Source organism: Microbacterium meiriae (assembly GCF_040686935.1).
In the GTDB taxonomy this organism is placed as follows: domain Bacteria; phylum Actinomycetota; class Actinomycetes; order Actinomycetales; family Microbacteriaceae; genus Microbacterium; species Microbacterium meiriae.
Genome location: NZ_JBFBMF010000001.1, coordinates 271,537 through 296,951, shown reverse-complemented (window position 1 = coordinate 296,951; position 25,415 = coordinate 271,537). Strand labels below are relative to the sequence as shown.

The 25,415-nt window shown below is 71.1% G+C and carries 18 protein-coding genes; 14 read left to right on the top strand and 4 right to left on the bottom strand.

Annotation, left to right across the window (positions count from 1 at the left end; genetic code table 11):
- Nucleotides 1-25 precede the first annotated feature (25 nt).
- Together sucC and sucD are read left to right on the top strand one after the other, a co-directional pair.
- Nucleotides 26-1,192, top strand: a complete 1,167-nt coding sequence (sucC, locus tag AB0P08_RS01355) for an ADP-forming succinate--CoA ligase subunit beta (RefSeq protein ID WP_363587668.1) — start codon at nt 26-28, stop codon at nt 1,190-1,192.
- Nucleotides 1,193-1,220: 28 nt separating this feature from the next.
- Nucleotides 1,221-2,123 carry a succinate--CoA ligase subunit alpha gene (sucD, locus tag AB0P08_RS01350; protein ID WP_187663460.1) on the top strand — a complete coding sequence of 301 codons (903 nt, stop codon included), beginning with the start codon at nt 1,221-1,223 and terminating at the stop codon, nt 2,121-2,123.
- A gap of 131 nt (nt 2,124-2,254) precedes the next feature.
- Here sucD and AB0P08_RS01345 read toward each other — a convergent pair whose 3' ends face one another.
- Nucleotides 2,255-3,730: an NCS2 family permease gene (locus AB0P08_RS01345; RefSeq protein WP_363587666.1), complete on the bottom strand. Its 1,476-nt coding sequence runs from the start codon at nt 3,728-3,730 to the stop codon at nt 2,255-2,257.
- Nucleotides 3,731-3,821: 91 nt separating this feature from the next.
- Between AB0P08_RS01345 and AB0P08_RS01340 the strand changes: the two genes are divergently transcribed.
- From AB0P08_RS01340 to AB0P08_RS01305, 8 genes are all read left to right on the top strand, one after another.
- Complete coding sequence (locus tag AB0P08_RS01340; protein ID WP_363587664.1) at nt 3,822-5,108, top strand: cell division protein PerM; 1,287 nt, start codon at nt 3,822-3,824, stop codon at nt 5,106-5,108.
- 61 nt (nt 5,109-5,169) lie between these two features.
- Nucleotides 5,170-5,757: a phosphoribosylglycinamide formyltransferase gene (gene purN / locus AB0P08_RS01335; RefSeq protein ID WP_101847100.1), complete on the top strand. Its 588-nt coding sequence runs from the start codon at nt 5,170-5,172 to the stop codon at nt 5,755-5,757.
- Nucleotides 5,758-5,789: 32 nt separating this feature from the next.
- Complete coding sequence (gene purH / locus AB0P08_RS01330) at nt 5,790-7,397, top strand: bifunctional phosphoribosylaminoimidazolecarboxamide formyltransferase/IMP cyclohydrolase (RefSeq protein WP_259954278.1); 1,608 nt, start codon at nt 5,790-5,792, stop codon at nt 7,395-7,397.
- A gap of 144 nt (nt 7,398-7,541) precedes the next feature.
- Nucleotides 7,542-9,059 carry a DNA-3-methyladenine glycosylase 2 family protein gene (locus AB0P08_RS01325; protein ID WP_363587662.1) on the top strand — a complete coding sequence of 506 codons (1,518 nt, stop codon included), beginning with the start codon at nt 7,542-7,544 and terminating at the stop codon, nt 9,057-9,059.
- Nucleotides 9,056-9,553, top strand: a complete 498-nt coding sequence (locus tag AB0P08_RS01320) for a methylated-DNA--[protein]-cysteine S-methyltransferase (protein WP_363587660.1) — start codon at nt 9,056-9,058, stop codon at nt 9,551-9,553. Before AB0P08_RS01325 ends, AB0P08_RS01320 begins: the two co-directional genes overlap by 4 nt.
- Nucleotides 9,554-9,858: 305 nt before the next feature.
- Nucleotides 9,859-11,805, top strand: a complete 1,947-nt coding sequence (locus AB0P08_RS01315; RefSeq protein ID WP_363587658.1) for an ABC transporter ATP-binding protein — start codon at nt 9,859-9,861, stop codon at nt 11,803-11,805.
- On the top strand, nt 11,802-13,613 hold the full coding sequence (locus AB0P08_RS01310) for an ABC transporter ATP-binding protein (RefSeq protein ID WP_363587656.1): 1,812 nt from the start codon (nt 11,802-11,804) through the stop codon (nt 13,611-13,613). Before AB0P08_RS01315 ends, AB0P08_RS01310 begins: the two co-directional genes overlap by 4 nt.
- Nucleotides 13,614-13,703: 90 nt before the next feature.
- The gene (locus AB0P08_RS01305) at nt 13,704-14,525 is read left to right on the top strand and encodes a hypothetical protein (protein ID WP_363587654.1); all 822 of its coding nucleotides are present in this window, start codon (nt 13,704-13,706) and stop codon (nt 14,523-14,525) included.
- Between the two features lie 85 nt (nt 14,526-14,610).
- Here the strand turns inward: AB0P08_RS01305 and AB0P08_RS01300 are convergent, their stop codons facing one another.
- Nucleotides 14,611-15,069 carry a GNAT family N-acetyltransferase gene (locus tag AB0P08_RS01300; RefSeq protein WP_363587652.1) on the bottom strand — a complete coding sequence of 153 codons (459 nt, stop codon included), beginning with the start codon at nt 15,067-15,069 and terminating at the stop codon, nt 14,611-14,613.
- A gap of 164 nt (nt 15,070-15,233) precedes the next feature.
- Between AB0P08_RS01300 and AB0P08_RS01295 the strand changes: the two genes are divergently transcribed.
- A complete protein-coding gene (locus AB0P08_RS01295; RefSeq protein ID WP_363587650.1) occupies nt 15,234-17,453 on the top strand; it encodes an NADP-dependent isocitrate dehydrogenase in 2,220 nt (739 codons plus the stop codon).
- Between the two features lie 168 nt (nt 17,454-17,621).
- Here AB0P08_RS01295 and AB0P08_RS01290 read toward each other — a convergent pair whose 3' ends face one another.
- Both AB0P08_RS01290 and AB0P08_RS01285 read right to left on the bottom strand, forming a co-directional pair.
- Nucleotides 17,622-19,109: a L,D-transpeptidase family protein gene (locus AB0P08_RS01290; RefSeq protein ID WP_363587648.1), complete on the bottom strand. Its 1,488-nt coding sequence runs from the start codon at nt 19,107-19,109 to the stop codon at nt 17,622-17,624.
- Nucleotides 19,110-19,225: 116 nt separating this feature from the next.
- A complete protein-coding gene (locus AB0P08_RS01285; RefSeq protein ID WP_187663468.1) occupies nt 19,226-19,630 on the bottom strand; it encodes a RidA family protein in 405 nt (134 codons plus the stop codon).
- 25 nt (nt 19,631-19,655) lie between these two features.
- On the opposite strand from AB0P08_RS01285, the gene AB0P08_RS01280 reads away from it, so the two are divergent.
- From AB0P08_RS01280 to AB0P08_RS01270, 3 genes are all read left to right on the top strand, one after another.
- Nucleotides 19,656-20,873 carry an alanine racemase gene (locus tag AB0P08_RS01280; RefSeq protein ID WP_363587646.1) on the top strand — a complete coding sequence of 406 codons (1,218 nt, stop codon included), beginning with the start codon at nt 19,656-19,658 and terminating at the stop codon, nt 20,871-20,873.
- The gene (locus AB0P08_RS01275; protein WP_363587645.1) at nt 20,864-24,136 is read left to right on the top strand and encodes a family 20 glycosylhydrolase; all 3,273 of its coding nucleotides are present in this window, start codon (nt 20,864-20,866) and stop codon (nt 24,134-24,136) included. Before AB0P08_RS01280 ends, AB0P08_RS01275 begins: the two co-directional genes overlap by 10 nt.
- A 79-nt stretch (nt 24,137-24,215) precedes the next feature.
- Nucleotides 24,216-25,403, top strand: coding sequence for an ROK family transcriptional regulator (locus AB0P08_RS01270; RefSeq protein ID WP_363587643.1), 1,188 nt, complete (start codon nt 24,216-24,218; stop codon nt 25,401-25,403).
- Nucleotides 25,404-25,415 lie beyond the last annotated feature (12 nt).

The following is a 25,415-nucleotide window of genomic DNA, read 5'->3' as shown; positions in this document are numbered from 1 at the left end:
ACCGCAGCCCAGTGAAGGAAGCACAGTGGATCTGTACGAGTACCAGGCACGAGACGTTTTCGAGAAGTACGGAGTGCCGGTCCTCGCCGGCATCGTCGCGGACACCCCCGAGGAGGTGAAGGCGGCTGCCGAGAAAATCGGCGGTGTCGTGGTCGTCAAGGCCCAGGTCAAGACCGGAGGCCGCGGCAAGGCCGGCGGTGTCAAGGTCGCCAAGACCCCCGATGAGGCGTACGAAGCCGCGAAGGCCATCCTCGGGCTCGACATCAAGGGCCACGTCGTCAAGCGCGTCATGGTCGCGCAGGGTGCGCGCATCGCCGAGGAGTTCTACTTCTCCGTGCTGCTCGACCGCGCCAACCGCTCCTACCTCTCCCTGTGCTCCGTCGAGGGCGGCATGGAGATCGAGCAGCTCGCCGTCGAGAAGCCCGAGGCCCTCGCCCGCGTCGAGGTCAACCCGCTGACCGGCATCGACAAGGAGAAGGCGGTCGAGATCGCTCGCGCCGCGAACTTCCCGGAGGACCTCGTCGAGAAGGTCTCCGCTGTGTTCGTGAAGCTGTACGACGTCTACAAGGGTGAGGACGCGACGCTCGTCGAGGTCAACCCGCTCGTCCGCACCGAGGACGGCGACATCATCGCGCTCGACGGCAAGGTCACGCTCGACGACAACGCCTCCGAGATCCGCCACCCCGAGCACGAGGCGCTCGAGGACAAGGACGCCGCCGACCCGCTCGAGGCCAAGGCCAAGGCGTCCGGCCTCAACTACGTCAAGCTCGACGGCGAGGTCGGCATCATCGGCAACGGCGCGGGTCTGGTCATGTCGACGCTCGACGTGGTCGCCTACGCCGGAGAGAACCACAACGGCGTGAAGCCCGCCAACTTCCTCGACATCGGCGGCGGCGCCTCGGCCGAGGTCATGGCCGCCGGTCTCGACGTCATCCTCGGCGACCCGCAGGTCAAGAGCGTGTTCGTCAACGTGTTCGGCGGCATCACGGCGTGCGACGCCGTCGCCAACGGCATCAAGGGTGCCCTGGAGACGCTGGGCGACACGGCCTCCAAGCCGCTCGTCGTCCGCCTGGACGGCAACCGCGTGGACGAGGGTCGTGCGATCCTCGCCGACTACGCGCACCCGCTCGTGACCCTGGCCGCGACGATGGACGAGGGCGCCGACAAGGCCGCCGAGCTCGCCAACGCCTGACGCTTCGACAGGATTTAAGGAACAGAACATGTCGATCTACCTCAACAAGGACTCCAAGGTCATCGTCCAGGGCATCACCGGCGGCGAGGGCACCAAGCACACCGCGCTCATGCTCAAGGCCGGCACGCAGGTCGTCGGCGGCGTGAACGCCCGCAAGGCCGGCACCACGGTCTCGCACACGGACAAGGACGGCAACGCCGTCGAGCTCCCCGTCTTCGCCTCGGTCGCCGAGGCCATGAAGGAGACCGGCGCCGACGTGTCGATCGCCTTCGTCCCCGGCGCCTTCACGAAGGACGCGATGATCGAGGCCATCGACGCCGAGATCCCGCTGCTCGTCGTCATCACCGAGGGCGTGCCCGTCGGCGACTCGGCCGAGGCCTGGGCCTACGCGCAGAGCAAGGGCAACAAGACCCGCATCATCGGGCCGAACTGCCCCGGCATCATCACCCCCGGTGAGGCGCTCGTCGGCATCACGCCCGCGAACATCACCGGCAAGGGCCCGATCGGCCTCGTGTCGAAGTCGGGCACCCTGACCTACCAGATGATGTTCGAGCTGCGCGACCTGGGCTTCTCGACCGCCATCGGCATCGGCGGCGACCCGGTCATCGGCACCACGCACATCGACGCGCTCGCCGCGTTCGAGGCCGACCCCGAGACCAAGGCCATCGTCATGATCGGCGAGATCGGCGGCGACGCCGAGGAGCGTGCGGCCGAGTACATCAAGGCGAACGTCACCAAGCCGGTCGTCGGCTACGTCGCGGGCTTCACGGCTCCCGAGGGCAAGACCATGGGTCACGCCGGTGCGATCGTCTCCGGCTCGGCCGGTACCGCGCAGGCGAAGAAGGAGGCCCTCGAGGCCGCCGGCGTCAAGGTCGGCAAGACGCCGTCCGAGACCGCCGCTCTCATGCGCGAGATCATCGAGTCGCTCTGATCTGAGCTACGCTTGACCTGAAGGCCCCGGGCTCCACCCCGGGGCCTTCGTCATACCCTCACCTCCCTCGAATAACGCACATGGCCCCATTCCGTGTCGGAATGGGGCCATGTGCGCGACTCGGAGCGGGGCTAGATCCCGACGCCGAAGAGGGCCTCGATGGGACCGCGGGCGAAGAAGATCAGGAAGCCGGCGCCGACCACCCACAGCAGCGGGCTGATGGTCTTGGCCTTGCCGGACAAGGCGTGGATGAGCACCCAGCTCACGAAGCCCGCCCCGATGCCGTTGGCGATCGAGTAGGTCAGCGGCATGACGGAGACCGTGAGGAACACCGGCAGCAGCACCCGGAAGTCGCCGAAATCGATGTGACGGATCTGCGCCATCATCATCGCACCCACGATGATGAGCGCCGCGGCGGCGATCTCCGTCGGGACGATCGAGGTCAGCGGGGTCAGGAACATCGCGATGAGGAAGACGATTCCCGTCACGACGTTCGCGAGTCCCGTCCTGGCACCCTCGCCGATACCCGCGCCGGACTCGATGAAGACCGTGCTGGAGGACGACGAGGTCGCACCACCGGCGATCGCCCCGACACCCTCGACCACGAGGGCCGACTTGATGCGCGGGAAGTCGCCGTTGTCGTCGGCCAGGTTGGCCTCCTTGGCCAGGCCCGTCATCGTGCCCATGGCGTCGAAGAAGTTCGTGAAGAGGAGCGTGAACACGATCATCACGAGGGCGACGAGGCTGACCTTGCCGAGGTCGAACGAGAAGTCGACGGCGCCGATGAGGCTCAGGTCGGGGACGCTGACGGGGGAGCCGTTCAGCGCCGGGACGGTGAGTCCCCAGCCGCCGGCGTTGACGACATTGCCCTCATCGTCGACGCCGCGGGCGCCGATGTGCCAGATGGCCTCGACGATGACCGCGAGCACGGTGCCGCCGATGAGGCCGATGAGCATGCCGCCCTTGATGCGGAGCGCGATGAGGATGCCCGTGAGGAGCAGGGTGATCACGAACAGCAGGCTCGGCACGGTCGCGACCGACCCGTTGACGCCGAGGCCGACGGGCGGCGACGAGGCGCCGGTCGCCGTGACGAAGCCCGAGTTCACGAAGCCGATGAAGGCGATGAACAGGCCGATGCCGACCGTGATCGCGATCTTCAGCTGGAAGGGCACGGCGTCGAAGATCGCCTTCCGCAGCCCGGTGGCGGCGAGGAGCACGATCACGACACCGTTGATCATCACGAGCGCCATCGCCTCGGGCCAGGTGACCTGGCCGACGACGGAGAACGCGACGAAGGCGTTGATGCCGAGTCCGGCGGCGAAGCCGAACGGCAGGCGGGTGACGACACCGAAGAGGATCGTCATGACGCCGGCGGTCAGGGCCGTCGCGGCACCGACGGCGTTGAAGTCGAGCATGTCGCCGGCGACATCCGGCTTTCCGGACAGGATGATCGGGTTCAGGATCACGATGTAGGCCATCGTGACGAACGTCACGAGGCCTCCACGGATCTCGGTGCCGATCGTCGATCCGCGCTTGCTGATCTCGAAGAAGCGGTCCAGGGTACCGGTGGGTTCGGTGGACGCCGGGGCGGGTGGGGCAGTAGTCATCGGGAAACCTCCGGAGAAACGCTACCGTGTCGTCCGCCTCGCGCGCGCCCACGGGGGCCGGACGGGAAGTCGTCGTAGTCTCGAAGGCGCTATGCAACGCCTCCTCGTCGCGCTCCTCGCCGCCCTCGACGCCGCCATCGCGGCCGCCGTCGGGCTGGCCGTGCTGCTGGCGCCGTTGACGCTCCTGTGGACGCTCGCGTTCGGTGTCACCGCGGACTGGGGGGCGCTGTGGCCGCTCACCGGAACGCTGTGGGAGTTCGGGCACGGTGTCCCTCTGGAGATCACGATCCCGGACGCGCTGCTCGTCACCCTGGCGATTCCCGCAGACGCCGCGCGGTTCGTCGTCTCGGTCACGCCGCTGGCGTTCCTGCTGCTCACCCTGCTCTTCGCGGCGCGCTCCGGCGCCCGGGCCGCACGGTCCGGCGCGTGGGTGCTGGGTTCCCTGTCGGGGACGGTCGTGTTCGCCGTGATCTCGACGGTCGTCGCCCTCACGTCCGCGCTGGGCGCCGCTCGCGTCCCGCTGGCTCTCGCGATCCTCCTGCCCCCCGCCGTCTACCTCGTGGGCGCCGTGTGCGGCGCCGTCCGCGTGGCGTGGGAGGACGGCGACGGCGGCGTGCTGGACCGCATCCACGATGTGCTGGACGCCAGGGAGGACTGGGCGCCGGTACCGTCCGCGGTCGTGCGCGGGGCGGCGTTCGCGCTCGTCGGTGTGCTGGGGGCTGCCGCGTTGGCCGTCGCCCTGTCGGTCCTGACCCGTGGGGGCGAGGTCGTCGCGCTGTTCCAGGCGGCGCGGGTCGATGCCCTCGGGGCGACCGTGCTGACCCTCGGGCAGCTGGCCTACCTTCCGACACTCGTGGTGTGGGCGGCCTCCTGGCTCGCCGGCCCCGGGTTCGCCGTCGGCGCGGGCACCGCGGTGTCGCCCGCGGGGACGCAGCTCGGCGTCGTCCCGGGCATCCCCGCCTTCGGTCTGCTGCCGGAGAACACCTCGATGTGGATGCTCATCGTCATCCTGATCCCGGTGGCCGCCGGGGCGTTCGCCGGGTGGGCCGTGCGCTCGCGCCTCGTCTGGGAGGGGACCCCGCTCGGGCTCCTGCACCGGGCTGTGATCGCGGTCGGGATCGCCGCGGTCTCGGCCGGTGTGGCCGCGCTCGCCGCCGCCTTCGCGAACGGCTCGATGGGCCCGGGGCGACTCGAGGTCGTGGGACCGGCGGTGCTGCCGTTCGCGTTGTCGCTGGGAGCGGAGGTGCTCGTCGGCGCGGCGATCCTCCTGCTGTCCCCGCGCAACCGCGACGAGCTCGCGGAAGAGCGCACGGACCGCTGGATCGAGGAGATGGCCACGCTCGGCTCCGAGGACCCCGCCGACGACGACCGTCGCTAGGCGTCCCGAGCGCTCGGCGGACCGGGTCGGAGCGTCGCCGGCACGCCGGTAGACTGGGCGCGTGCTCACGGTCGCCGTACTCATCTCGGGCGCCGGCTCGAACCTTCGCGCCCTCCTCGAGGCCGCTCGTCACCCCGATTTCCCGGCGCGTGTCGTCGTGGTCGGGGCGGACCGCGAAGCCGACGGGCTGGCCCACGCCGAGGAGTTCGGCATCCCCAGCTTCACCGTGCCGTGGCACGAGCACGAGAGCCGCGAGGCGTGGGGCGAGGAGCTGGGTCGTCAGCTCGCCGTCTGGACGCCGGACCTCGTGGTGCTCAGCGGGCTCATGCGCCTGCTGCCGTCCTCGCTCGTCGCCGCCTACGCACCCCGGATCATCAACACCCACCCCGCGTACCTCCCGGAGTTCCCCGGAGCCCACGGCGTCCGCGATGCCCTCGCCGCCGGGGTCCGCGAGACCGGCGCCAGCGTGATCGTCGTGGACGACGGCGTCGACACCGGCCCCATCCTCGCCCAGGAGCGCGTGCCGATCAGGGCCGACGACACCGAGCACACCCTGCACGAGCGCATCAAGCCGGTCGAGCGCCGGCTCCTCATCGATGTCGTCCGGCGCATCGCGACCGGCGACCTCGCCCTGACCTCCGCCCCCTGACCCCCCGACGCCCCCGCACGAAGGAGCCCATCATGGCCGGCCCCCGCCACGACCCCACGCTCTACCGCGATCGCGACACGGTGCCGATCCGGCGCGCCCTCGTCTCGGTCAGCGACAAGACCGACCTGCTCGTGCTCGCCGCCGCGCTCGCGGAGGCGGGCGTCGAGATCGTCTCGACGGGCTCCACGGCGTCCACCATCCGCGACGCCGGCTTCGAGGTGACGGACGTGGCCGCGGTCACGGGTGTCGCCGAGATGCTCGACGGCCGCGTCAAGACCCTGCACCCGAAGGTGCACGGCGGCCTGCTCGCCGACCTGCGCCTGGAGGACCACGAGCGTCAGCTCGCCGACCTCGACATCGCGCCGTTCGAGCTCGTCGTGGTCAACCTCTATCCGTTCGTGGAGACCGTGGCCTCCGGTGCCGAGGGCGACGACGTGGTGGAGCAGATCGACATCGGCGGCCCCGCCATGGTGCGCGCGGCCGCGAAGAATCACGCCAACGTCGCGATCGTCGTGTCGCCGCAGTCCTACCCCGCGATCGTCGCGGCCGTGGAGCAGGGGGGCACCTCGCTCGCCCAGCGCCGGGAGCTCGCGGCGCGGGCCTTCGCGCACACCGCGGCCTACGACACGGCCGTCGCGCAGTGGTTCGCCGAGGGGACCCTCAACGAGCCGGGCGACCTTCCGGCTCATCTGACGATCCAGGCCGAGCGGCTCGCGACGCTCCGCTACGGCGAGAACTCCCACCAGCGCGGCGCCATCTACACCCGCGCCGGGGGCCACGGCATCGCCCAGGCCACGCAGCTGCAGGGCAAGGAGATGTCGTACAACAACTACGTCGACGCCGACGCGGCCCTGCGCGCCGCCTACGACATGGTCAAGCCCGCGGTCGCCATCATCAAGCACGCGAACCCCTGCGGGATCGCCACGACCGCCCCGAACGCCCTCGACCCGATCGCCAGCGCGCACCTCCGTGCGCACGAGTGCGACCCCGTGTCGGCGTACGGCGGCGTGATCGCCGCGAACGGCACCGTGACGCTGAAGATGGCCGAGAACCTGAAGGACATCTTCACCGAGGTCATCGTGGCGCCGTCGTTCGAGCCCGCGGCCCTCGAGGTCTTCAAGGCGAAGAAGAACCTGCGCCTGCTGCAGCTCCCCGAGGACTGGCAGCAGGAGCGCATGGACGTGCGGCTCGTGTCCGGCGGTCTGCTGCTGCAGGACGCGGACCGCTTCCCGGACGACATCGTCTCGGTCGCGAAGAACTGGGAGCTCGTGTCGGGTGAGCGTCCGAGTGACGAGGAGATGGAGAACCTGATCTTCGCGTGGAAGGCCTGCCGGGCCGTGAAGTCGAACGCGATCGTCCTGGCGAAGGACAATGCGACGGTCGGCGTCGGCATGGGCCAGGTCAACCGGGTCGACTCGTGCCGCCTCGCGGTGGAGCGGGCGGGAGATCGTGCCGCCGGATCGGTCGCGTCGTCCGATGCGTTCTTCCCCTTCGCGGACGGTGCCCAGGTGCTCATCGACGCGGGTGTCACGGCGATCGTGCAGCCCGGTGGGTCCGTTCGTGACGAGGAGGTCGTGGATGCCGCGCGCAAGGCCGGCGTCACGATGTTCTTCACTGGGGAGCGTCACTTCTTCCACTGACCGAGACCCCGGTCTTCCGTCGAGACCCCGGTGTGCGCACGTTTGCCCCCCGGGGTCTCGGCGCGTCGGCGGGGTTTCGGGGAAGAAACCGCGATGTCCGATTTCCGCCAGCCGTAGCCATGCGGGGGTGAGAGAGTGGTGGACATGAGCCTCCCCGTGACCGCGTTCGACGAGCGTTACCGAGCCATCAGCGCCCGGGACACCCGCTTCGACGGCCAGTTCGTCACCGCCGTGCGCTCGACCGGGATCTACTGCCGTCCGAGCTGCCCCGCCCGCACCCCCAAGCCGCAGAACGTGACCTTCTATCCGACCAGTGCCGCGGCGCACGAGGCGGGCTACCGCGCATGCAAACGCTGCCTGCCGGAGGCCGCCCCCGGGTCGCCCGCGTGGGACGTCCGCGGAGACACCGCCGCTCGCGCCATGCGGCTGATCGCGTCCGGCGTGGTCGAGCGCGAGGGCGTGCCAGGGCTCGCCGCGCGCCTCGGCTACTCGAGCCGTCACCTTACGCGGCTGCTGACGACCGAGCTCGGCGCCGGACCTCTGGCACTGGCGAGAGCGCACCGCGCCCACACCGCCCGGATGCTGCTCGTGGGGACGGACATGCCCATCGCCGACGTCGCCTTCGCCGCCGGTTTCCAGAGCGTCCGGCAGTGCAACGACACGATCCGCGAGGTGTTCGGCCTCACGCCCGGAGAGCTGCGCGCCCGCCGCCGCACGCCGTCCGCGTCCGTGCCGGGAACGATCGACCTGGTCCTGCCGTACCGGGGTCCCCTGGATGCGGCCGGGATCTTCGCGTGGATGGCGGCGCGGGCGGTGACCGGGGTCGAGGAGGCCACGGCCATGGCGTTCTCCCGACACCTCCGGATGCCGGGCGGCCCCGCGTGGTTCGAGGTGCGTCAGGAGGAGACGGAGCGGCTGCACCTCCGGGCTCGGGTCGCGCAGCTCGGCGACCTCGCGCCGCTGGTGGCGACCACGCGTCGGATCTTCGACCTCGACGCCGACCCCCTGGCGATCGACGCGGCTCTGGCGGCGCACCCGCCTCTCGCTCCCCTCATCGCGCGCACCCCCGGTATCCGCGTGCCCGGAGCGGCCGATCCGCACGAGATGCTCATCCGCGCGATGATCGGGCAGCAGATCACGGTCGTCGCCGCCCGCACCGCGCTCACCGCCCTCACCGACGCGCTGGGGGAGCGGACCCCCGAGGGGCTGCTGTTCCCGACGATGTCGGCCATAGCGACCCACGGCGCCGAGGTGCTGCGGGGGCCCGCCGCCCGCATCCGCGCCGTCACCGGAGCCGCCGCCGCCCTCGCGGACGGGAGCCTGACCCTCACGGTCGGCGACGACGGCCCCACGCAGCGCGCGGCCCTGCTGGCGATGCCCGGCATCGGTCCCTGGACCGCCGACTACGTGCGGATGCGGGTGCTCGGCGATCCGGACGTGCTGCTGCCCGGTGACGTCGCCCTCCGCGCCGGTGCCGCGGCGGCCGGTCTCCCGGCCGAACCGAAGACCCTCACCGCCTGGGCGGAGCGCACCGCGCCGTGGCGGAGCTACCTCAGCGCGCACCTGTGGCGTGCCGCCCCGATCCGTCCCGCCGGACCACGGAGCAAGACCGCCACCCGGCCCGCCCGCGGCCCCGAATCCGACACCGAGGAGACCTCATGACCGCACTCATCCAGACCCTCGACACCGCCGACGGTCCTTTCACGATCCTCGCCGACGAGCGCCAGCGGGTCCTCGTGTCGGGGTGGACCGACGACGTCGAGGCGATCCTCGGACGCCTGCCGTCCCGAAGCCGTCCCGACGCCGTGCGGGAGACCGAGACGGACGCGGCGGGTGCCGTGCGCGCGTACTATGCCGGTGATGTCACGGCGATCGACGCGGTCGCGGTCGCGCAGACCGGCACCGCCCTGCAGATCGCCGGATGGGCGGCGCTCCGCGGCATCGCCCCGGGGGAGCCGCTGACGTACACGGGCTTCGCGGCCCGGCTCGGCAATCCGCGTGCGGTGCGGGCCGCCGCGTCGATCTGCGCCCGCAACGCCCCGGCCCTGTTCGTGCCCTGTCACCGGGTGCTCCGCACGGACGGCTCTCTCGGCGGCTTCGCCTGGGGCCTGCCCGTGAAGGAGAGGCTCCTGGCGCGCGAGCGCGCCGCCCGCTGACCTCTCGGTTCGAAGAGCCCGCTCCCCGGAGAGCGGGCTCTTCGTCGTCTCGGGAATTCCTCTTGCGCTCAGCTGGTTCACAGGAATAGGCTGATGGGCTGTCGCGCCAACCGGACGACCTCGCCGAGCCCTGAGGAGGACACCATGACCACGATCGCCACCGCGCGGATCGCCACCCTCGGCTCGACCCCGGCGCGCCCGCTCTCCTAGAGCCCCCGCCCTCTTCTGCACCGGATGCCGGGCTCCGTGAGCCCGCTCTCGCATCCGTCCTTTCACTCTTCTCACCCTCGACTCCTCTGAGAGACATGTCTTCCACGTCTTCCGCGCAGAAACCGTCCCCCTCGTCCTCCCTCTCCACGCCCGCCGCGCTGTGGCGGCTCAAGCCGTTCGTGAAGCCGGTCATCTGGCGTCTCGCCGGCGGTGCCGCCAGCGCGCTCGCGGCCGCGCTCATCGCGCTGATGATCCCCATCGTGCTCGAACAGATCATCGGCGGGCCGGTGCAGTCCGGAGCGCTCGACGCGATCGTCTGGGGCGCGCTCGCCGTCTTCGCGCTCGGCCTCGGCGAGGCGCTCATGGTCTGGCTCCGCCGGCAGTTCGTGCTGTTCCCGGCCACGCAGGTCGAGTACCGCATGCGCACCGAGCTGTACTCGCGACTGCAGACCCTCCCGGTCGCCTTCCACGACAGGTGGCAGTCCGGCCAGCTGCTCAGCCGCATGATGCAGGACATCGGCCTCATCCGCCGGTGGCTCGCCTTCGGCCTCGTGCTTCTCGTCGTGAACGTGCTGACGATCCTCATCGGCTCCGTCCTGCTGTTCCGCTGGCACTGGCTGCTGGGCACGATCTTCCTGGTGACGGCGATCCCGCTGTGGATCCGCGGCTACCTGTTCGAGAAGCGCTACGGCGCCCTCACGCGGCGCAGCCAGGACCAGGCCGGCGACCTCGCCACGAGCGTCGAGGAGAGCGTGCACGGCATCCGGGTGCTCAAGGCGTTCGGACGGGGCACGCACGCCCTCCGCCGCTTCAGCCGTCAGGCCGAGACGCTGCGCGAGACCGAGATGAGCAAGGCCCGAGCCATCGCCTCGATCTGGTTCTGGCTCGACCTCATGCCGCAGATCGCCTTCGGCCTGAGCCTGATGTCCGGCATCTGGCTCATCTCGCAGGACGCGATCACCTCGGCGGAGCTCTTCGCGTTCTTCGCGATGGCCGTCGTGCTGCGCTGGCCCATCGAGTCGATCGGCTTCCTCTTCTCGTTCATGCTCGACGCGCGCACGGCGACGGACCGCGTGTTCGACATCTTCTCGGAGACGAACACCATCACCGACCCCGCGAACCCCGTGCACATCGAGAACCCGCGCGGCGAGCTCGCGTTCGAGAACGCGCACTTCCGCTATCAGGACGCGGCCCCCGACGAGCGGGACCTGCTCGACGGCATCGACCTCGTCCTCCGACCGGGGGAGACCATGGCGCTGGTCGGGCTCACCGGCAGCGGCAAGACCACCTTGACGACCCTGCCGACGCGGCTCTACGACGTGACGGGAGGGCGGGTCACGCTCGACGGCGTCGACGTGCGCGACCTGACGCTCGCCGAGCTGCGCGAGCACATCGCGATGGCGTTCGAGGACGCGACGCTCTTCTCCGCCTCGGTCCGCGAGAACGTCCTGCTCGGGCGCGCCGACCTCGACGTGCACAGCCCCGAAGCCGAGCGCGTCCTGCGCGAGGCGCTCGACGTCGCGCAGGCCGCCTTCGTCGACACGCTCCCCGAGGGCGTCGAGACGGTCATCGGCGAAGAGGGACTGAGCCTGTCCGGCGGGCAGCGCCAGCGGCTCGCCCTCGCCCGAGCGGTGGCCGCCAAGCCGCGGGTGCTCGTCCTGGACGACCCGCTGTCGGCGCTGGACGTCGACACCGAGGCCCTCGTCGAGGAGGCGCTGCGGCACGTGCTCGCCGACACCACGGCGATGATCGTCGCACACCGTCCGTCCACCGTGGCCCTCGCCGATCGCGTGGCGCTGCTGGAGGACGGCCGGATCACCGCGGTCGGCACGCACACCGAGCTGCTGAAGACGAGCCGGCACTACCGGCACGTCATCTCCAGCTTGGAGGCCGAGGAGGCGGCTCGCACCGGCGCCATCCCGATCATCCGCGACGGGCAGTCGGAGATCCACGACACCGTGCAGGACGGCATCCGCCAGGAGGCCGACGATGAGGCGCCGGGAAGCGCCTCCCGATTCGCAGGAGAGGAGGTGCAGCGATGAGCTCCCTCACCGGAACCCAGGACGAGGACCGCTCCCGCCTCACCACGGAGGAGAGCAGGGCGATCCGCCGTCGCTCGCTGCGGCTGCTCGGCTCGCTCGTGCGCCCGCTCAAGCCGCAGATCGTGCTCGCCGGCACGGTGCTCGTCATCTCGACGGCGCTGCAGGTGGCCGGCCCGATCCTCATCAGCATCGGCCTCGACCGCGCGCTGCCGGCGGTGCTCGACGATGCCGACTGGATGCCCACCTTCGTCGTCGGCGGGATCTATCTGCTCGCCGGCGCTCTGGCCGCCGTGCTCATCGCCTGGTACGTCATCATCGCGGCCAAGCTGACCCAGGCCGTCCTGCTGGACCTGCGCAAGCGCATCTTCCTGCACACCCAGCGCCTGAGCCTGGAGTTCCACGAGTCGTACACGTCCGGGCGGATCATCTCGCGCCAGACGAGCGACCTGGACTCCATCAAGGAACTCCTCGACGGCGGCCTGAACGAGCTCGTCTCCGGCGTGCTCTTCGGTGTCTTCACGTTCATCGCCCTGTGCGTGTGGGACTGGCAGTCCGGCCTGATCCTCGCGATCGGCGGCGTGCCGCTGTTCTTCCTCATGCGCTGGTTCTACTCGCGCTCCCAGCTCGTGTACCGCGAGTCCCGGGTGATCAGCGCGAAGGTGATCGTGCAGTTCGTGGAGACCATGACGGGCATCCGCGCGGTCAAGGCCTTCCGGAAGGAGCCGCGCAACGACGAGGCCTTCCAGGGCGTGGCCGGCGAGTACCGGGACGTGAACCGCCGCTCGATGCTGCTGTTCGGCACGTTCGAGCCGGGGCTCATGGGCGTCGCGGCGCTCGTCCTGGGCGTGGTCGTGCTGTGGGGCGGCATCCGGGTCTCGGAGGGGGCACTGACGGTCGGCGTGCTGCTGTCCGCCGTGCTCTACGTGCGCAACTTCTTCGCTCCGATGCAGGAGATCGCGATGTTCCTCAACTCCTATCAGTCCGCCACCGCGGCGCTGGAGAAGGTGTCGGGCGTCCTGGAGGAGGTGCCGACGGTGCCGGACCCCGAGAAGCCGGTGGACCTCTGGGAGTCCCGGGGGCACATCCGCTTCGACGAGGTCACGTTCGCGTACAACGAGGACAAGACGATCCTGCCGAACTTCTCGCTCGACATCCCCGCCGGGCAGACGATCGCGCTGGTCGGGACGACGGGGGCGGGCAAGTCCACGCTGGCCAAGCTCATCTCCCGGTTCTACGACCCGTCCGCGGGGACGGCGACCCTCGACGGTGTCGATCTGCGGTCGCTGCACCCGAAGGACCTCCGCCGCGCGATCGTCATGGTCACGCAGGAGGCGTACCTGTTCAGCGGGACCGTCGCCGACAACATCGCGCTCGGGCGCCCGGATGCGACTCTGGACGAGATCCGCGAGGCGGCGCGGGCGGTGGGCGCCGACGCGTTCATCTCGGCGCTGCCGGACGGGTACGACACCGACGTGAACAAGCGCGGTGGTCGTGTCTCGGCAGGGCAGCGACAGCTCATCTCGTTCGCCCGCGCCTTCCTCGCCGACCCGGCGGTGCTGATCCTCGACGAGGCGACGGCCTCGCTGGACATCCCGTCCGAGCGGCTGATCCAGGACGCGCTGCAGACGCTGCTGGCCGACCGGACGGCGATCATCATCGCGCACCGGCTGTCGACGGTGGCGATCGCTGACCGTGTGCTCGTGATGGAGCACGGCCGGATCATCGAGGACGACACCCCGGCCGCGCTGATCGGCGGCACCGGGAAGTTCGCCCAGCTGCACGCGGCGTGGCAGGAGACGCTCGTCTGACGTCCTGACGCGACAGTGGCCCCGGCATCCGTACGGATGCCGGGGCTTCTCGTCCGGGCGCGGGTGCGCCGGGATCGGTAGCATCGAGGGATGGACCCCTTCCTCCTCGTCGCGGAGTGGTGGTGGCTCGCGCCGACCGCCGCCGCCGGGGTGACCGCGGGCGCGATCGGCGTCCGTCGGCGGAACACCCGCAGCGGCCGCCGGCTGGAGTACGACGCGGCCCGGCACGACCTCCGCGAGGCCCAGCAGCGCGCGGTGGTGCGACGGACGGCCCTGAAGGTGGCACGGGCCGACCTCGCCCGGGTCTCCGCCGAGCGGGCCGCGCAGCGGGCGAGCGCGGAGCAGGTGTCCGGTGCCCGACGCATGCTCAAGGAGCGTGAGCGCGACGCCAGGGCCGCGGCGGCCGACGTCCGCGCCCGGCGGGTCAGGGTGAACGCCGCTCGCGCCGCGATCCCCGCCGGCTCCGCGCCGCGGCCGCTGGAACGCCTGTATGCGGAGCACGACGCGGTGACCGCGCGGTGGATGCGGTATGAGACAGACCCCGCGTTGCAGATCACCTATCCCGAGATGACGGACGTGAAGCGTCCGGAGACGGCCGCCTACCTGCGGGCCGCCGGTGCCGCGGTCGGGGCGCGTCGGCAGACGACGGGCCGGGTGACCGCCGCCGAGTACGCGGCGTACCGCGACGCTGTCGCGGAGCTGGAGCGGGCGTTCGAGGCCGCCGAGCACGCGGCGAAGGTCCAGACGGGCGAGGCACCTCCGACCGCGGCCTGGCAGGACGCCGCGCAGGACATGCTGCACCGCTCCGCGGAGGCCATCGACCGGGCGGCGGGAGCCGCCGCGTCCGCGCTCGCCGCGTGGAACAGCCGTCGGGGCAAGGGCACTCCTCCCGACGGCAGCGGTCAGCGCTGAGAGGGATCGAGGTCGCGCCGCCCGGCCGAATCCGAGGGCGACGGAGTCTCGATGGGGGAGGGGATTCGAGACCCCGCCGCCGGTCTCAGGAGGGGACCCGGATCTCGGCGATGACCTCGCCGTAGGCCGTCTCCCCGACGGGGGTGAAGCCGACGCGCCGGAAGAAGGCCTCCGGGCCGTCCTCGCCCGCTTCGTAGATCACGTTGACGTGGTCGACGCCGCGGCTGCGCGCTTCGTCGATGAGGTTCTCGACGGCGAAGCGGCCGATGCCGCGACCCTGGTCGTCCGCGTCGACGTTGATGCGCCACAGCACGGAGCGGAAGTGCTCCTCCGGGGCCTCGTCGTCGAAGTTGGCGCTGACGAAGCCCACGACCTCGTTGCGGTCCAGGATCACCCGCTGCCAGGAGGTCTGCGGGTTGATGACGGTGGCCGCGATGCCGTACGAGACTGGCGCGAGGAACTGCTCCTGTCCGGGCTTGAGCGACAGGTTGTTCACGGCGACGATCGTCGCGGCGGAGAGTTCGACCATGCGCAGTTCGGACATGACCCCAGGCTAACCCCTCCGGTCACCGCATTCATCACTCGGGTGGACTTTTCACGGACCGGTCACGTGCCGGACCCCGTCGCCGGGAGCGCCGCTTCGGGGCGAGGGCCGCTCAGGTATCTTGGTATCGAGACAAATAGCCCTCGTGAACGGAGAACCTCCCGGTGACCGACGACGCCATCATCTACACCTACACCGACGAGGCACCGGCGCTGGCCACCGCCTCGTTCCTGCCGATCATCCAGGCCTACACGGGCCAGGCGGGCATCGAATTCGAGACGCGGGACATCTCTCTTGCCGGCCGCATCCTCGCCGCCTTCCCCCAGAAGCTCACCCCGGAGCAGCAGGTCGGCGACGCGCTGGCCGAACTCGGCGGCCTCGCCACGCTCCCCGAGGCGAACATCATCAAGCTGCCGAACATCTCCGCGTCGATCCCGCAGCTCAAGGCCGCCATCGCGGAACTGCAGCAGCAGGGCTACGACGTCCCCGACTTCCCGGACGAGCCCTCGTCGCTGGAGGAGAAGGACGTCCGCGCCCGCTACGACCGCATCAAGGGCTCCGCAGTGAACCCGGTGCTGCGCGAGGGCAACAGCGACCGTCGCGCGCCGCTCGCGGTGAAGAACTACGCCAAGAAGCACCCGCACCGCAACAAGCCGTTCGCCGAGGGCTCGAAGACCCGCGTCGCGACCCTCGGCCACGACGACTTCAAGCACAACGAGCGCTCGTGGGTCGCCGCTCACGATGACGTCCTCTCCTTCCGCCACACGGCGAAGGACGGCACCGTCACGGTCCTCAAGGAAGGACTCAAGGTCCTCCCGCGCGAGATCATCGACGCGACGTTCCTCTCCGCGAAGGAGCTGGACGCCTTCCTCGCGGACACCCTCGCGGAGGCCGAGGCCGACGACGTGCTCTACTCGGTGCACCTCAAGGCGACGATGATGAAGGTCAGCGACCCGATAATCTTCGGCCACGTGGTGAAGGCGTTCTTCAAGGATGTCTTCGACCAGTACGGCACGCAGCTCGCCGAGGCCGGACTGAGCGCGAACGACGGCCTCGGCTCCATCCTCGCGGGCCTGGCGAACGTCACCGGCGGCGAGGAGATCGCTGCGGCGTTCGACAAGGCCATCGCCGAGGGGCCGCGTCTCTCGTACGTGAACTCCGACAAGGGGATCACCAACCTGCACGTGCCGAGCGATGTCATCGTCGACGCGTCCATGCCGGCGCTCGTCCGCAACGGCGGCAAGCTCTGGGGCAAGGACGGCGAGGAGGCCGACACGATCGCGGTCATCCCCGACTCGTCCTACGCGAGCGTCTACCAGGCGGTGATCGACGATGTGATCGCGAACGGCCCGCTCGATCCGGCCACCATCGGCACCGTGCCGAACGTGGGTCTCATGGCGCAGGCGGCCGAGGAATACGGCAGCCACGACAAGACGTTCGAGATCGCGGCGGACGGCATCGTCCAGGTGCTCGACAGCGAGGGCACCGTCCTCATCGAGCACGAGGTCGGCAAGGGCGACATCTGGCGCGCGACGCAGACCAAGCACATCCCCGTCATGGACTGGGTCAAGCTCGCCGTCGGCCGTGCCCGTGCGACCGGCGTGCCCGCGGTGTTCTGGCTGGACGCGAACCGCTCGCACGATGCCCAGATCATCGCGAAGGTGCACCAGGGCCTCGCCACGCTCGACACCAAGGGCCTGACGATCACGATCCTCGCGCCGGAGGAGGCGACGCGGTACACGCTCGCCCGCATGCGTCACGGCCTGGACACCATCTCGGTGACGGGCAACGTGCTGCGCGACTACCTCACCGACCTGTTCCCGATCCTCGAGGTCGGCACGAGCGCCAAGATGCTCTCGATCGTGCCGCTGCTCGCCGGCGGCGGACTGTTCGAGACGGGTGCCGGTGGCTCCGCTCCGAAGCACGTGCAGCAGCTGGTCGAGCAGAACTACCTGCGCTGGGACTCGCTGGGTGAGTTCTTCGCGCTGGCCGCCTCGCTCGAGCACTTCGCCGACCGCACGGGCAACGAGAAGGCCCGCGTGCTCGCCGAGACGCTGGACGCCGCGACCGGTACCTTCCTCGAGGAGGACCGCTCGCCGGGCCGCGCGCTCGGCACGATCGACAACCGCGGCAGCCACTTCTACCTGGGGCTGTACTGGGCGCAGGAGCTGGCGAAGCAGACGAAGGATCCGGAGCTCGCCGCGGCCTTCGCCCCGGTCGCCGAGAAGCTCGCAGCGAACGAGGAGGCCATCGTCTCCGAGCTCAACGCGGTGCAGGGCAAGCCCGTGGAGATCGGCGGGTACTACCGCCCGGACGAGAAGCTCGTAGCGGCGGTCATGCGTCCGTCCGCGACGCTCAACGAGATCGTCGACGCCCTGCGCTGAGACGACGGAAGGGGGGCGGATGCTGCGGCATCCGCCCCCTTCTCGCTGTCCGCCCTCCGCCAGGTCCGAGCACGACTGCGGAGCGCGACCGCGACACCCTGGGAGAGGGGACGCCTCGACGGCGTGTCGTTCCGCGTCTCCGAAGCTGTGCTCGGCACGCGAACCGGGTCAGTTGTAGACGGAGACCTCGAGGCCCACGGGGGACCAGTCGTAGACGTACTTCGCGAGGTCGATCGGCAGGTTCACGCAGCCATGGCTCATCCGGTTGCCGAAGTTGTTGTGCCAGTAGGTGCCGTGGAAGCCGATGTTCGGGGCGAACCACGTGATCCAGGGCACGTCCTCGGTGCAGTACGGCGCACCCTCGTAGCAGCCCATGTCCTGCATCGACGTGTGCGCGAAGACCTTGAAGTTGCCGGTCGGCGTCGGCGTACCGGGCAGGCCCGTCGAGACCGCCCAGGACTGCACGACCTTGTCGTTCTCGAAGAGGTAGGCGCGCTGCGTGCTGAGGTTGATCTCCGCACGGCGGAACAGGTTCGTCGTCTCGAACGGCGTCTCGGTCACGGAGAGCGCGAAGGTGCCGTCGCCCGCGGCGAGCTGCGTCGCGAAGTCGTCGGCGATGCCGTCGGTGTCTCCCAGGGCGCGTCCGGTGGCGCCCTCCTTCTCGGCGCGCAGCACATTCCCCGCGGAGTCGACGATGTTTGTCGCGTTCACGGGCGCGCGGTCCACGGCGGCGGGCAGCGTGTCGACGGTGGTCTGGATCGCCGCCGGATCCGCCTCGATGCGGAGCTGGCCGTCTTCGTCGACCACGGTCAGCCAGGACGCGGCGACCGCGGGGGAGACCGGGACGGTGCGCTCCTTGCCGACGTAGAAGCCGATGGTGGACAGCATGGTGTTGAGGGTGGTGGCGGTCGCCGTCGCGTCGTCGTCGGACACGGCGGGCAGGGCTTCGACAGGGCCGCCCGGGTACTCGAAGGTCGTGCGTCCGTCGCCGACAGCCTCGACGAAAGCAGCGTTCAGATCGGCCACGTCGACACCGGTGCCGGGAACGGACGGAGTGACGGTGTAGGTGCCCTTCGCGGCGTCGAAGACCACGGCGGCGTCGACCGGGTCGACGAAGCTCCCGGGGACGGCCGCCCGGAGCGCGGCGGATGCGGTCTCCTGGTCGAGGACGATGTCCGCGGGCACGGGGTCGCCCATCCAGGCGCCGAGATTCCACATCGGATGCGCCGAGAACGCGGCATCGGCGAGGGCCGTGGCGTCGGCGGTCGCCCCCAGGTCGGCTCCGGTGAGCACGGCGTCGTCGCCGTCGCCCGTGAGGGTGACCTCGGTCTGGGCGAGGTGCGAGCTGATCGTCTCGGCGGCGGCACCGGGAGTCATCCAGCCCACCGGGATGCCCGCGACGGTGGTGCCGGGGGCGATGAGGATCATCGAGGCGGCGCCGGCGCCGAGCGCGACCACGCCGAGGCCGAGACCGATCCACAGGCCGAGGCGGCGCTTCTTCGGGGCCGGCTCGACGGGAGCCCAGGCCAGGGGCTGCTCGCCGGTCTGCGGCGGGGCCGTGTCGGTCGCCGCCTCCGGCGTCAGGACGCTCGTCGGGGTCGCATCGTCGGGCTGTGCCCCCGTCGCAGTGCCCGGCGTGGAAATCAGATCGGTCACGAACTACACCCCCCGCAGTCTCGACGTGTCCTGTCGTCCATGGTACGGGATGGCTGGTAACGGGGAGGCAACGGTCCTGATAAGGTGCCTCCCCGTTCGCCAGGGGTGTCGGGGCGTCAGTCGATGACGGCGAGCCCGTCGATCTCGACGAGCATCTCCTCGCGGGGAAGACCGGTGAAGACGGTGGTGCGCGAGGGCAGCACGCCGCTGGTCGTGTGGGCCTCGACGAACGCGCCGTAGGCCTCGTTCATGATCGGGAAGTCCTCGCGCGTGGTGAGGTACACGCGCAGCATCACGACATCGTCGAACGTGGCGCCGGAGGCCTCCACGATGGCCTTGACGTTCTCGAGCGTGCGGGTGGTCTGCGCCGCGACGTCGCCGGGGTACAGGTACTCGTTGGTCTGCGGGTCGACGGGGCCCTGGCCGGAGACCTGGACGATCGGGCCCTTGCGGACGCCCTGGGAGAACGTGTGCGCGGGAGCGGGGGCGGCGTCGGTGGAAACTCGTGTCTTCGCGGTCATGCCGCCAGCCTAGTAGCCTTGTTAGATGCCTCTACAAATTCCGGATCCCGTCCTCGGCGCCTGGGCGAAGGGGTTCCCGACGCACGCCGCGGGGCTGCGTCTGTCGGAGGTCGCCGGTGCGGGGCTGCGCCTCTCGGACCTCGGCACGCCGGTGCTCACGGTGCATGCCGACGCGATCGCACACAACGAGGACACCGTGTTCGGCTGGGCGGGGCGAGAGGGCGTCCGCCTCGCCCCGCACGGCAAGACCACCATGGCGCCCGCGCTGTGGCAGCGCTTGCTGGACGCCGGGGCCTGGGGGATCTCCGTGGCGACGCCGTGGCAGGCCCGCGTCGCCGTCGACGCCGGTGTCCCGACGGTGCTCATCGCCAACGGGGTGACCGACGGCGCTGCGGCCCGTGAGCTCGGGGCGCTGCTCGCGGCCGACGAAGGCCTGCGGATCCTGTGCGGGGCGGACTCCCTCGCCGGCGTGGCGATCCTCGCCGATGCCCTCGCGGACGCCCCGCGTCCGCTGGACGTGCTCGTGGAGCTCGGCGGTGCGCAGGGGCGCACGGGTGCGCGGACCGTGGCGGAGGGCGAGCGCATCGCCGCGGCGATCATGGCCGCCCCCGGTCTCCGCCTCGCCGGAGTGACGGGCTACGAAGGGCCCTTCGGTCCCGATCGCTCCGCGGCGTCGGTCGCCGCGGTGGACGGTTTCCTGGCCACCCTGGTCGAGCTGCATCGCCGACTGGAGTACCCCGACGGCGTCCGCCCCGTGCTCAGCGCGGGCGGCAGCTCCTTCCCTGATCGCGCCGCCGCAGTCCTCGGCGCCGCGGGAGCGGACGCCGAGGTCGTGCTGCGCTCCGGTGCCTTCCAGATCCACGACGACGGCTTCTACTCCCGCATGTCGCCGTTCGGTCCGCTCACGGACACCGCCCCGCTGCGCTCCGCGATGCACGCGTGGTCGCGGGTGGTCTCGCAGCCCGAACCCGGCCTCGCCCTGCTCGACGCCGGGCGGCGGGACGTGCCGTTCGACATCGACCTCCCGGCGCCGCAGTCGGTCGCCGGCACCGTGACGGCCCTGAACGACCAGCACGCCTTCCTCCGACCCGCCGACGGGGCGACCGTCGCGGTCGGCGAGGTCGTGCGCCTCGGCCTCTCGCATCCGTGCACGGCGTTCGACAAGTGGCGCGTCGTGGCCGTGATCGACGACCCCGACGCTCCGGACCCGCGGGTGATCGGGGCGGTGGCGACGTGCTTCTGAGCGCGGAGAAGGCGGCAGCCGGCCTCGTGCGCGTCTACCGGCGGGCGACCGTCGTCGACGGCACCGGCGCCCCGCGCTTCGTCGCGGACGTCGCGGTGGAGGGGGCCAGGGTCGTCGCCGTCATCCGCGAGGGCGATGCCGACCGGATCGAGCTGCCGGACGACGCGGTCGAGGTCGACGCGTCCGGCCTCGTCCTGGCGCCCGGTTTCATCGACATGCACGCGCACAGCGACCTCGCGGTGCTCCAGGGCGCCGCGCACGACGCCAAGATCCGTCAGGGGGTCACGACGGAGGTGCTCGGCCAGGACGGCCTGGGCTACGCGCCGCTGGACGAGGCGACCGCCGCCGTCATCCCCGCCCAGATCGCGGGCTGGAACGGGCGGCCGGCGGAGGTCCCGTGGCGGTCTATGGACGATTTCCTGGAGGCGATCGACGTCGCCGCGGTGGCCAACGCCGCGGTGCTGGTGCCGCAGGGCAACCTCCGGATGATGGTGGTCGGGCACGATGACCGTCGGGCGACCGCCGCCGAGATCGCGGCGATGGCCGACCTCCTCGGACAGGCCTTGGACGCCGGGGCCTTCGGCATGTCGAGCGGCCTGACCTACACCCCGGGGATGTACGCCGACGTCGCCGAGCTGGAGGCGCTCTGCCGAGTGGTCGCGGAGCGCGGCGGCTACTGGGCGCCGCACACCCGCAGCTACGGGCGGGCGGCGCTGGATGCGTATCGCGAGGCGATCGAGATCGGCCGCCGTACCGGGTGTCCCGTCCATCTCACGCACGCGACCATGAACTTCGCGCCGAACCGCGGGCGTGCCGCGGAGCTGCTGGCGCTCGTCGACGAGGCGACGGCCGACGGCGTCGACGTGACGCTGGACACCTACCCGTACCTCCCGGGGGCGACCACTCTCGCGGCGCTCCTGCCGAGCAGGCTGGCGGCGACCGGCGACCTGCTGGGCGTCCTGGCCGGCCTGGATGCGGAGGGGCGCGAGGCCGTCCGCGTCGAGCTGGAGGAGATCGGCTGCGACGGGTTCCACGGCGAGGTGGCGGACTGGTCGGTGATCCAGATCTCGGGGACAGGCACCCCCGCTCTGGCCGGCCTCGTCGGCCGCACGATCGCCGCCATCGCGGCGGAGACCGGGCAGCGCGCCGTGGACGTCGTGATCGACACGATCCTCGCCGATGCGGGCGCCACCGGCGTGCTCATGCACATCGGCGACGAGGACAACGTCCGCGCCATCATGCGGCACCCGCGGCACTCCGGAGGCAGCGACGGCATCCTCATCGGTGCCCGGCCGCACCCGCGCGGCCGCGGCACATTCCCTCGCTACCTCGGTCACTACGTCAGGGACCTGGGGGTGCTGAGCCTCGAGGAGGCCGTCCGCCATCTCTCCGGCAACCCGGCCGCCCGCCTGGGCCTCGACCGCGGTGACGCGCCGCGCGGTGTGCTCCGCGAGGGCGCCACCGCCGACCTGGTGCTGTTCGACCCGGAGACGATCGCGGCCGGAGCCACGTTCGACGACCCGCACGGTGTGCCGCAGGGTGTGCGCGAGGTTCTCGTCGGCGGTGTGCCGGTCGTCATCGACGGCGACCCCACCGGTGCGGTCGCCGGCCGCGCGCTGCGGATGCCCCCCTCGGCGCCGCGCGCGACGGTGCCGCACGTCGTCGCAGAGATCGACTCCCTGGCTCCGGGCTTCCGATGGACCCCGTCGACGCCGATCGAGACGGCACCGGAGCTGGCCGCGGCCGTCGCACGACTCGGCGGCGGGGGAGCGGACGACACGCTGCCCGCCATCCGCCTCGTGATCGATCCGGAGCTGGGCGCCGCGGCATCCGCGGCAGGGCGCCATGGCCCCGAGGCCTTCCGCGTGACCGTGACGGCCGCGGGGATCGAGATCGCGGGGGCGACGCCGGAGGGGGTCTTCCGCGGCGCGACCACGCTCCGTCAGCTCCGCGACCCGGATCACGACCCCGCTCTCCCCGCGACGATCCCGGCAGGGCGCTGGGAGGGCTCTCCCGCCTACGCCTGGCGTGGAGCGATGCTCGACGTGGCGCGCCACTTCCGCCCTGCGGAAGACGTCCGTCGTCTCATCGACCTGCTCGCCGATCACCACCTCAGCATCCTGCACCTGCACCTGACGGACGATCAGGGCTGGCGGTTCGAGGTGCCGGGGTATCCGCGCCTGACCGAGGTCGGTGCGCGGCGCGAGGCCACGCAACGCGGCCACGGCCCTGAGGCCACGGTCGAGCCCGGCGTGCACGAGGGCTTCTACACGACCGCCGAGCTGCGCGACCTCGTGCGGTATGCGGAGGAGCGCTTCGTCACTCTCGTGCCCGAGGTGGAGCTGCCGGGACACATCCAGGCCGCGCTCGCCGCGTACCCGGAGCTGGGCAACCTCGACGTCGGGACGCCGCCCACCGGGCCGTGGGAGCGTTTCGGCGTGAACGCGCGCACCCTCGCGCCGACCGAGGAGGCGCTGGCCTTCGGCCGTGCCGCCATCGATGCGCTGTGCGACGTGTTCCCGTCCGCATGGATCGGGATCGGCGGCGACGAGGTCCCGGTGACCGAATGGGCCGACAGCGCCACGGCCGCCGCGGGGATGCGGGAGCTCGGGCTGGCCACCGCGCACGACGTCCAGCCCTGGTTCACGGCGCATTTCGTCGCGCATGTCCGCCGCAGGGGACGGACGGCACTCGCCTGGGACGAGGTGCTGGAGGGCGAGGTCCCGGAGGGCGTGCGCATCCTCGCCTGGCGCGGGCCGGTCGCCATGCGCGAGGCGCTGCGGCGGGGGATTCCCGTTGTCGGGTGCCCGGATCTCGAGGTGTACCTCGACTACCCGCAGTCCGAATCGGCTGAGGAGCCCATCCGCGTCGGGCCCCCGCTGACCATCGAGCGCGCGTACTCGTTCGAGGTCGTCGACGGCGCGGTCGGCGGGCAGGCGAACATCTGGACGGAGCACCTGCCGAGCAGGGACCGGGTCGACTTCGCGATGTTCCCGCGCCTCGCCGCGATCGCGGAGCGGTTGTGGGACGGGGGAGAGCCCGCGCCCTTCGCGGACTTCGCCCGGCGGCTGCCCACGCATCTGCGGCGCCTCGCCGCGGTGGGCGTGCGGTATCGTCCGCTGGACGGGCCGTCGCCCGAGCAGCGGCGACCGGGCGTGCCCGGCAAGCCCATGACCGTCGAGACCCGGGAGGGGATCGTCGCCGGGCTCGTCGAGCGGCTGCTCCGGATGGCGGCGGACGGCGAACCGCCGCGGTCGGCATGATGTCACGTTTCGGTAACCCTGCCCGCGGAATCGCGCGGAACAGTTGCACAAATCCTGTTCGTAAGGTCTACTAACAAACATGTCCGTTTCGGATGATCAGCGCCCCGCGGCGACGACTGACTTCGTCGCCGCGAACGCGCACGCCTTCGGCCCCGCGCGGCATCTCCGCTCGCGCACCAAGGTGCTCCCCGAGCACGCCCGCGGCCACAACCGCGCGCTCGTGCTGCAGACGCTGTATCACTCGGGGGCGATGAGTCGCGCTGACCTCTCCCGCGAGACCGGCCTCACACGCGTCACGATCTCGGATCTGGTCGCGGAGTTCATCGCCGACGGCATCGTCGTCGAGATCGGCGTGCGCGAGGCCGTCGGCCCCGGCAAGCCGCCCATCCTCATCGACATCGATCGGGTGGGGCATCAGATCATCGGGCTCGACCTCTCCGGTCCGACCGCCTTCGAGGGCGCCGTCCTCAGCCTGGACGGCGACGTGCTGGAGCGGCGGCAGGTGCCGCGTCCGGAGACGCCGGACGGCGATGCCGCGTATGAGGCTCTCCGCAGCCTCGCGCAGACCCTCGTCGAGATCGCCACACAGCCGGTGCTCGGCGTCGGCATCGGCACCCCGGGCGTCGTGCGCCCGGACGGCCTCGTCCTCAGCTCGCCCAACCTCGGCTGGACGGACTTCCCGCTGGAGGCGAAGCTCAGCGCCGACCTCGACCTGCCGGTGCTCGCACGGAACGACGCCAATGCCGCGGTCCTCGCCGAGTACACGTTCGGCGAGGCGGAGGCCGACTTCATGCTGATCAAGATCGGTCGAGGCGTGGGTGCTGGGCTGATCACCGGAAGCCAGCCGCTCCTCGGCAGCCGTTTCGCCGCCGGGGAGATCGGTCACGTCGTCGTCGGCACGGACGGCGGCCCTCGCTGCGCCTGCGGCAAGATCGGCTGCCTGGAGGCATGGCTGAGCGTGAGTCGCATGCAGGAGGCGCTCGACGCCGACCCGGCCGCCCGCGAGGAGATCCTCCGCGACTCCGGGACCCGCATGGCGATCGCGATCGCCCCGATCGTCGCCGCCCTGGACCTGTCCGAGGTCGTGCTCTCCGGGCCCGCCGAGCTGCTGGACGGCACGCTCATCGACGCGGCCGTCGAGACGCTGCACGCGCGGACGCTCGAGGGCGTCTTCGAGGACGTCATGGTGCGGCTCACCCGTCAGGACGACATCGTGCTCCGCGGTGCCGCCGTCATGGTCCTCTCCGGGCAGCTGGGGGTGTCGTGACATCCGCGACCA

Coding starts and splice junctions, on each gene's coding strand:
- sucD (WP_187663460.1), top strand. CDS start 1,221: ATGTCGATCTACCTCAACAAGGACTCCAAGGTCATCGTCCAGGGCATC.
- AB0P08_RS01345 (WP_363587666.1), bottom strand. CDS start 3,730: ATGACTACTGCCCCACCCGCCCCGGCGTCCACCGAACCCACCGGTACC.
- AB0P08_RS01340 (WP_363587664.1), top strand. CDS start 3,822: ATGCAACGCCTCCTCGTCGCGCTCCTCGCCGCCCTCGACGCCGCCATC.
- purH (WP_259954278.1), top strand. CDS start 5,790: ATGGCCGGCCCCCGCCACGACCCCACGCTCTACCGCGATCGCGACACG.
- AB0P08_RS01325 (WP_363587662.1), top strand. CDS start 7,542: ATGAGCCTCCCCGTGACCGCGTTCGACGAGCGTTACCGAGCCATCAGC.
- AB0P08_RS01320 (WP_363587660.1), top strand. CDS start 9,056: ATGACCGCACTCATCCAGACCCTCGACACCGCCGACGGTCCTTTCACG.
- AB0P08_RS01315 (WP_363587658.1), top strand. CDS start 9,859: ATGTCTTCCACGTCTTCCGCGCAGAAACCGTCCCCCTCGTCCTCCCTC.
- AB0P08_RS01310 (WP_363587656.1), top strand. CDS start 11,802: ATGAGCTCCCTCACCGGAACCCAGGACGAGGACCGCTCCCGCCTCACC.
- AB0P08_RS01305 (WP_363587654.1), top strand. CDS start 13,704: ATGGACCCCTTCCTCCTCGTCGCGGAGTGGTGGTGGCTCGCGCCGACC.
- AB0P08_RS01300 (WP_363587652.1), bottom strand. CDS start 15,069: ATGTCCGAACTGCGCATGGTCGAACTCTCCGCCGCGACGATCGTCGCC.
- AB0P08_RS01285 (WP_187663468.1), bottom strand. CDS start 19,630: ATGACCGCGAAGACACGAGTTTCCACCGACGCCGCCCCCGCTCCCGCG.
- AB0P08_RS01280 (WP_363587646.1), top strand. CDS start 19,656: ATGCCTCTACAAATTCCGGATCCCGTCCTCGGCGCCTGGGCGAAGGGG.
- AB0P08_RS01270 (WP_363587643.1), top strand. CDS start 24,216: ATGTCCGTTTCGGATGATCAGCGCCCCGCGGCGACGACTGACTTCGTC.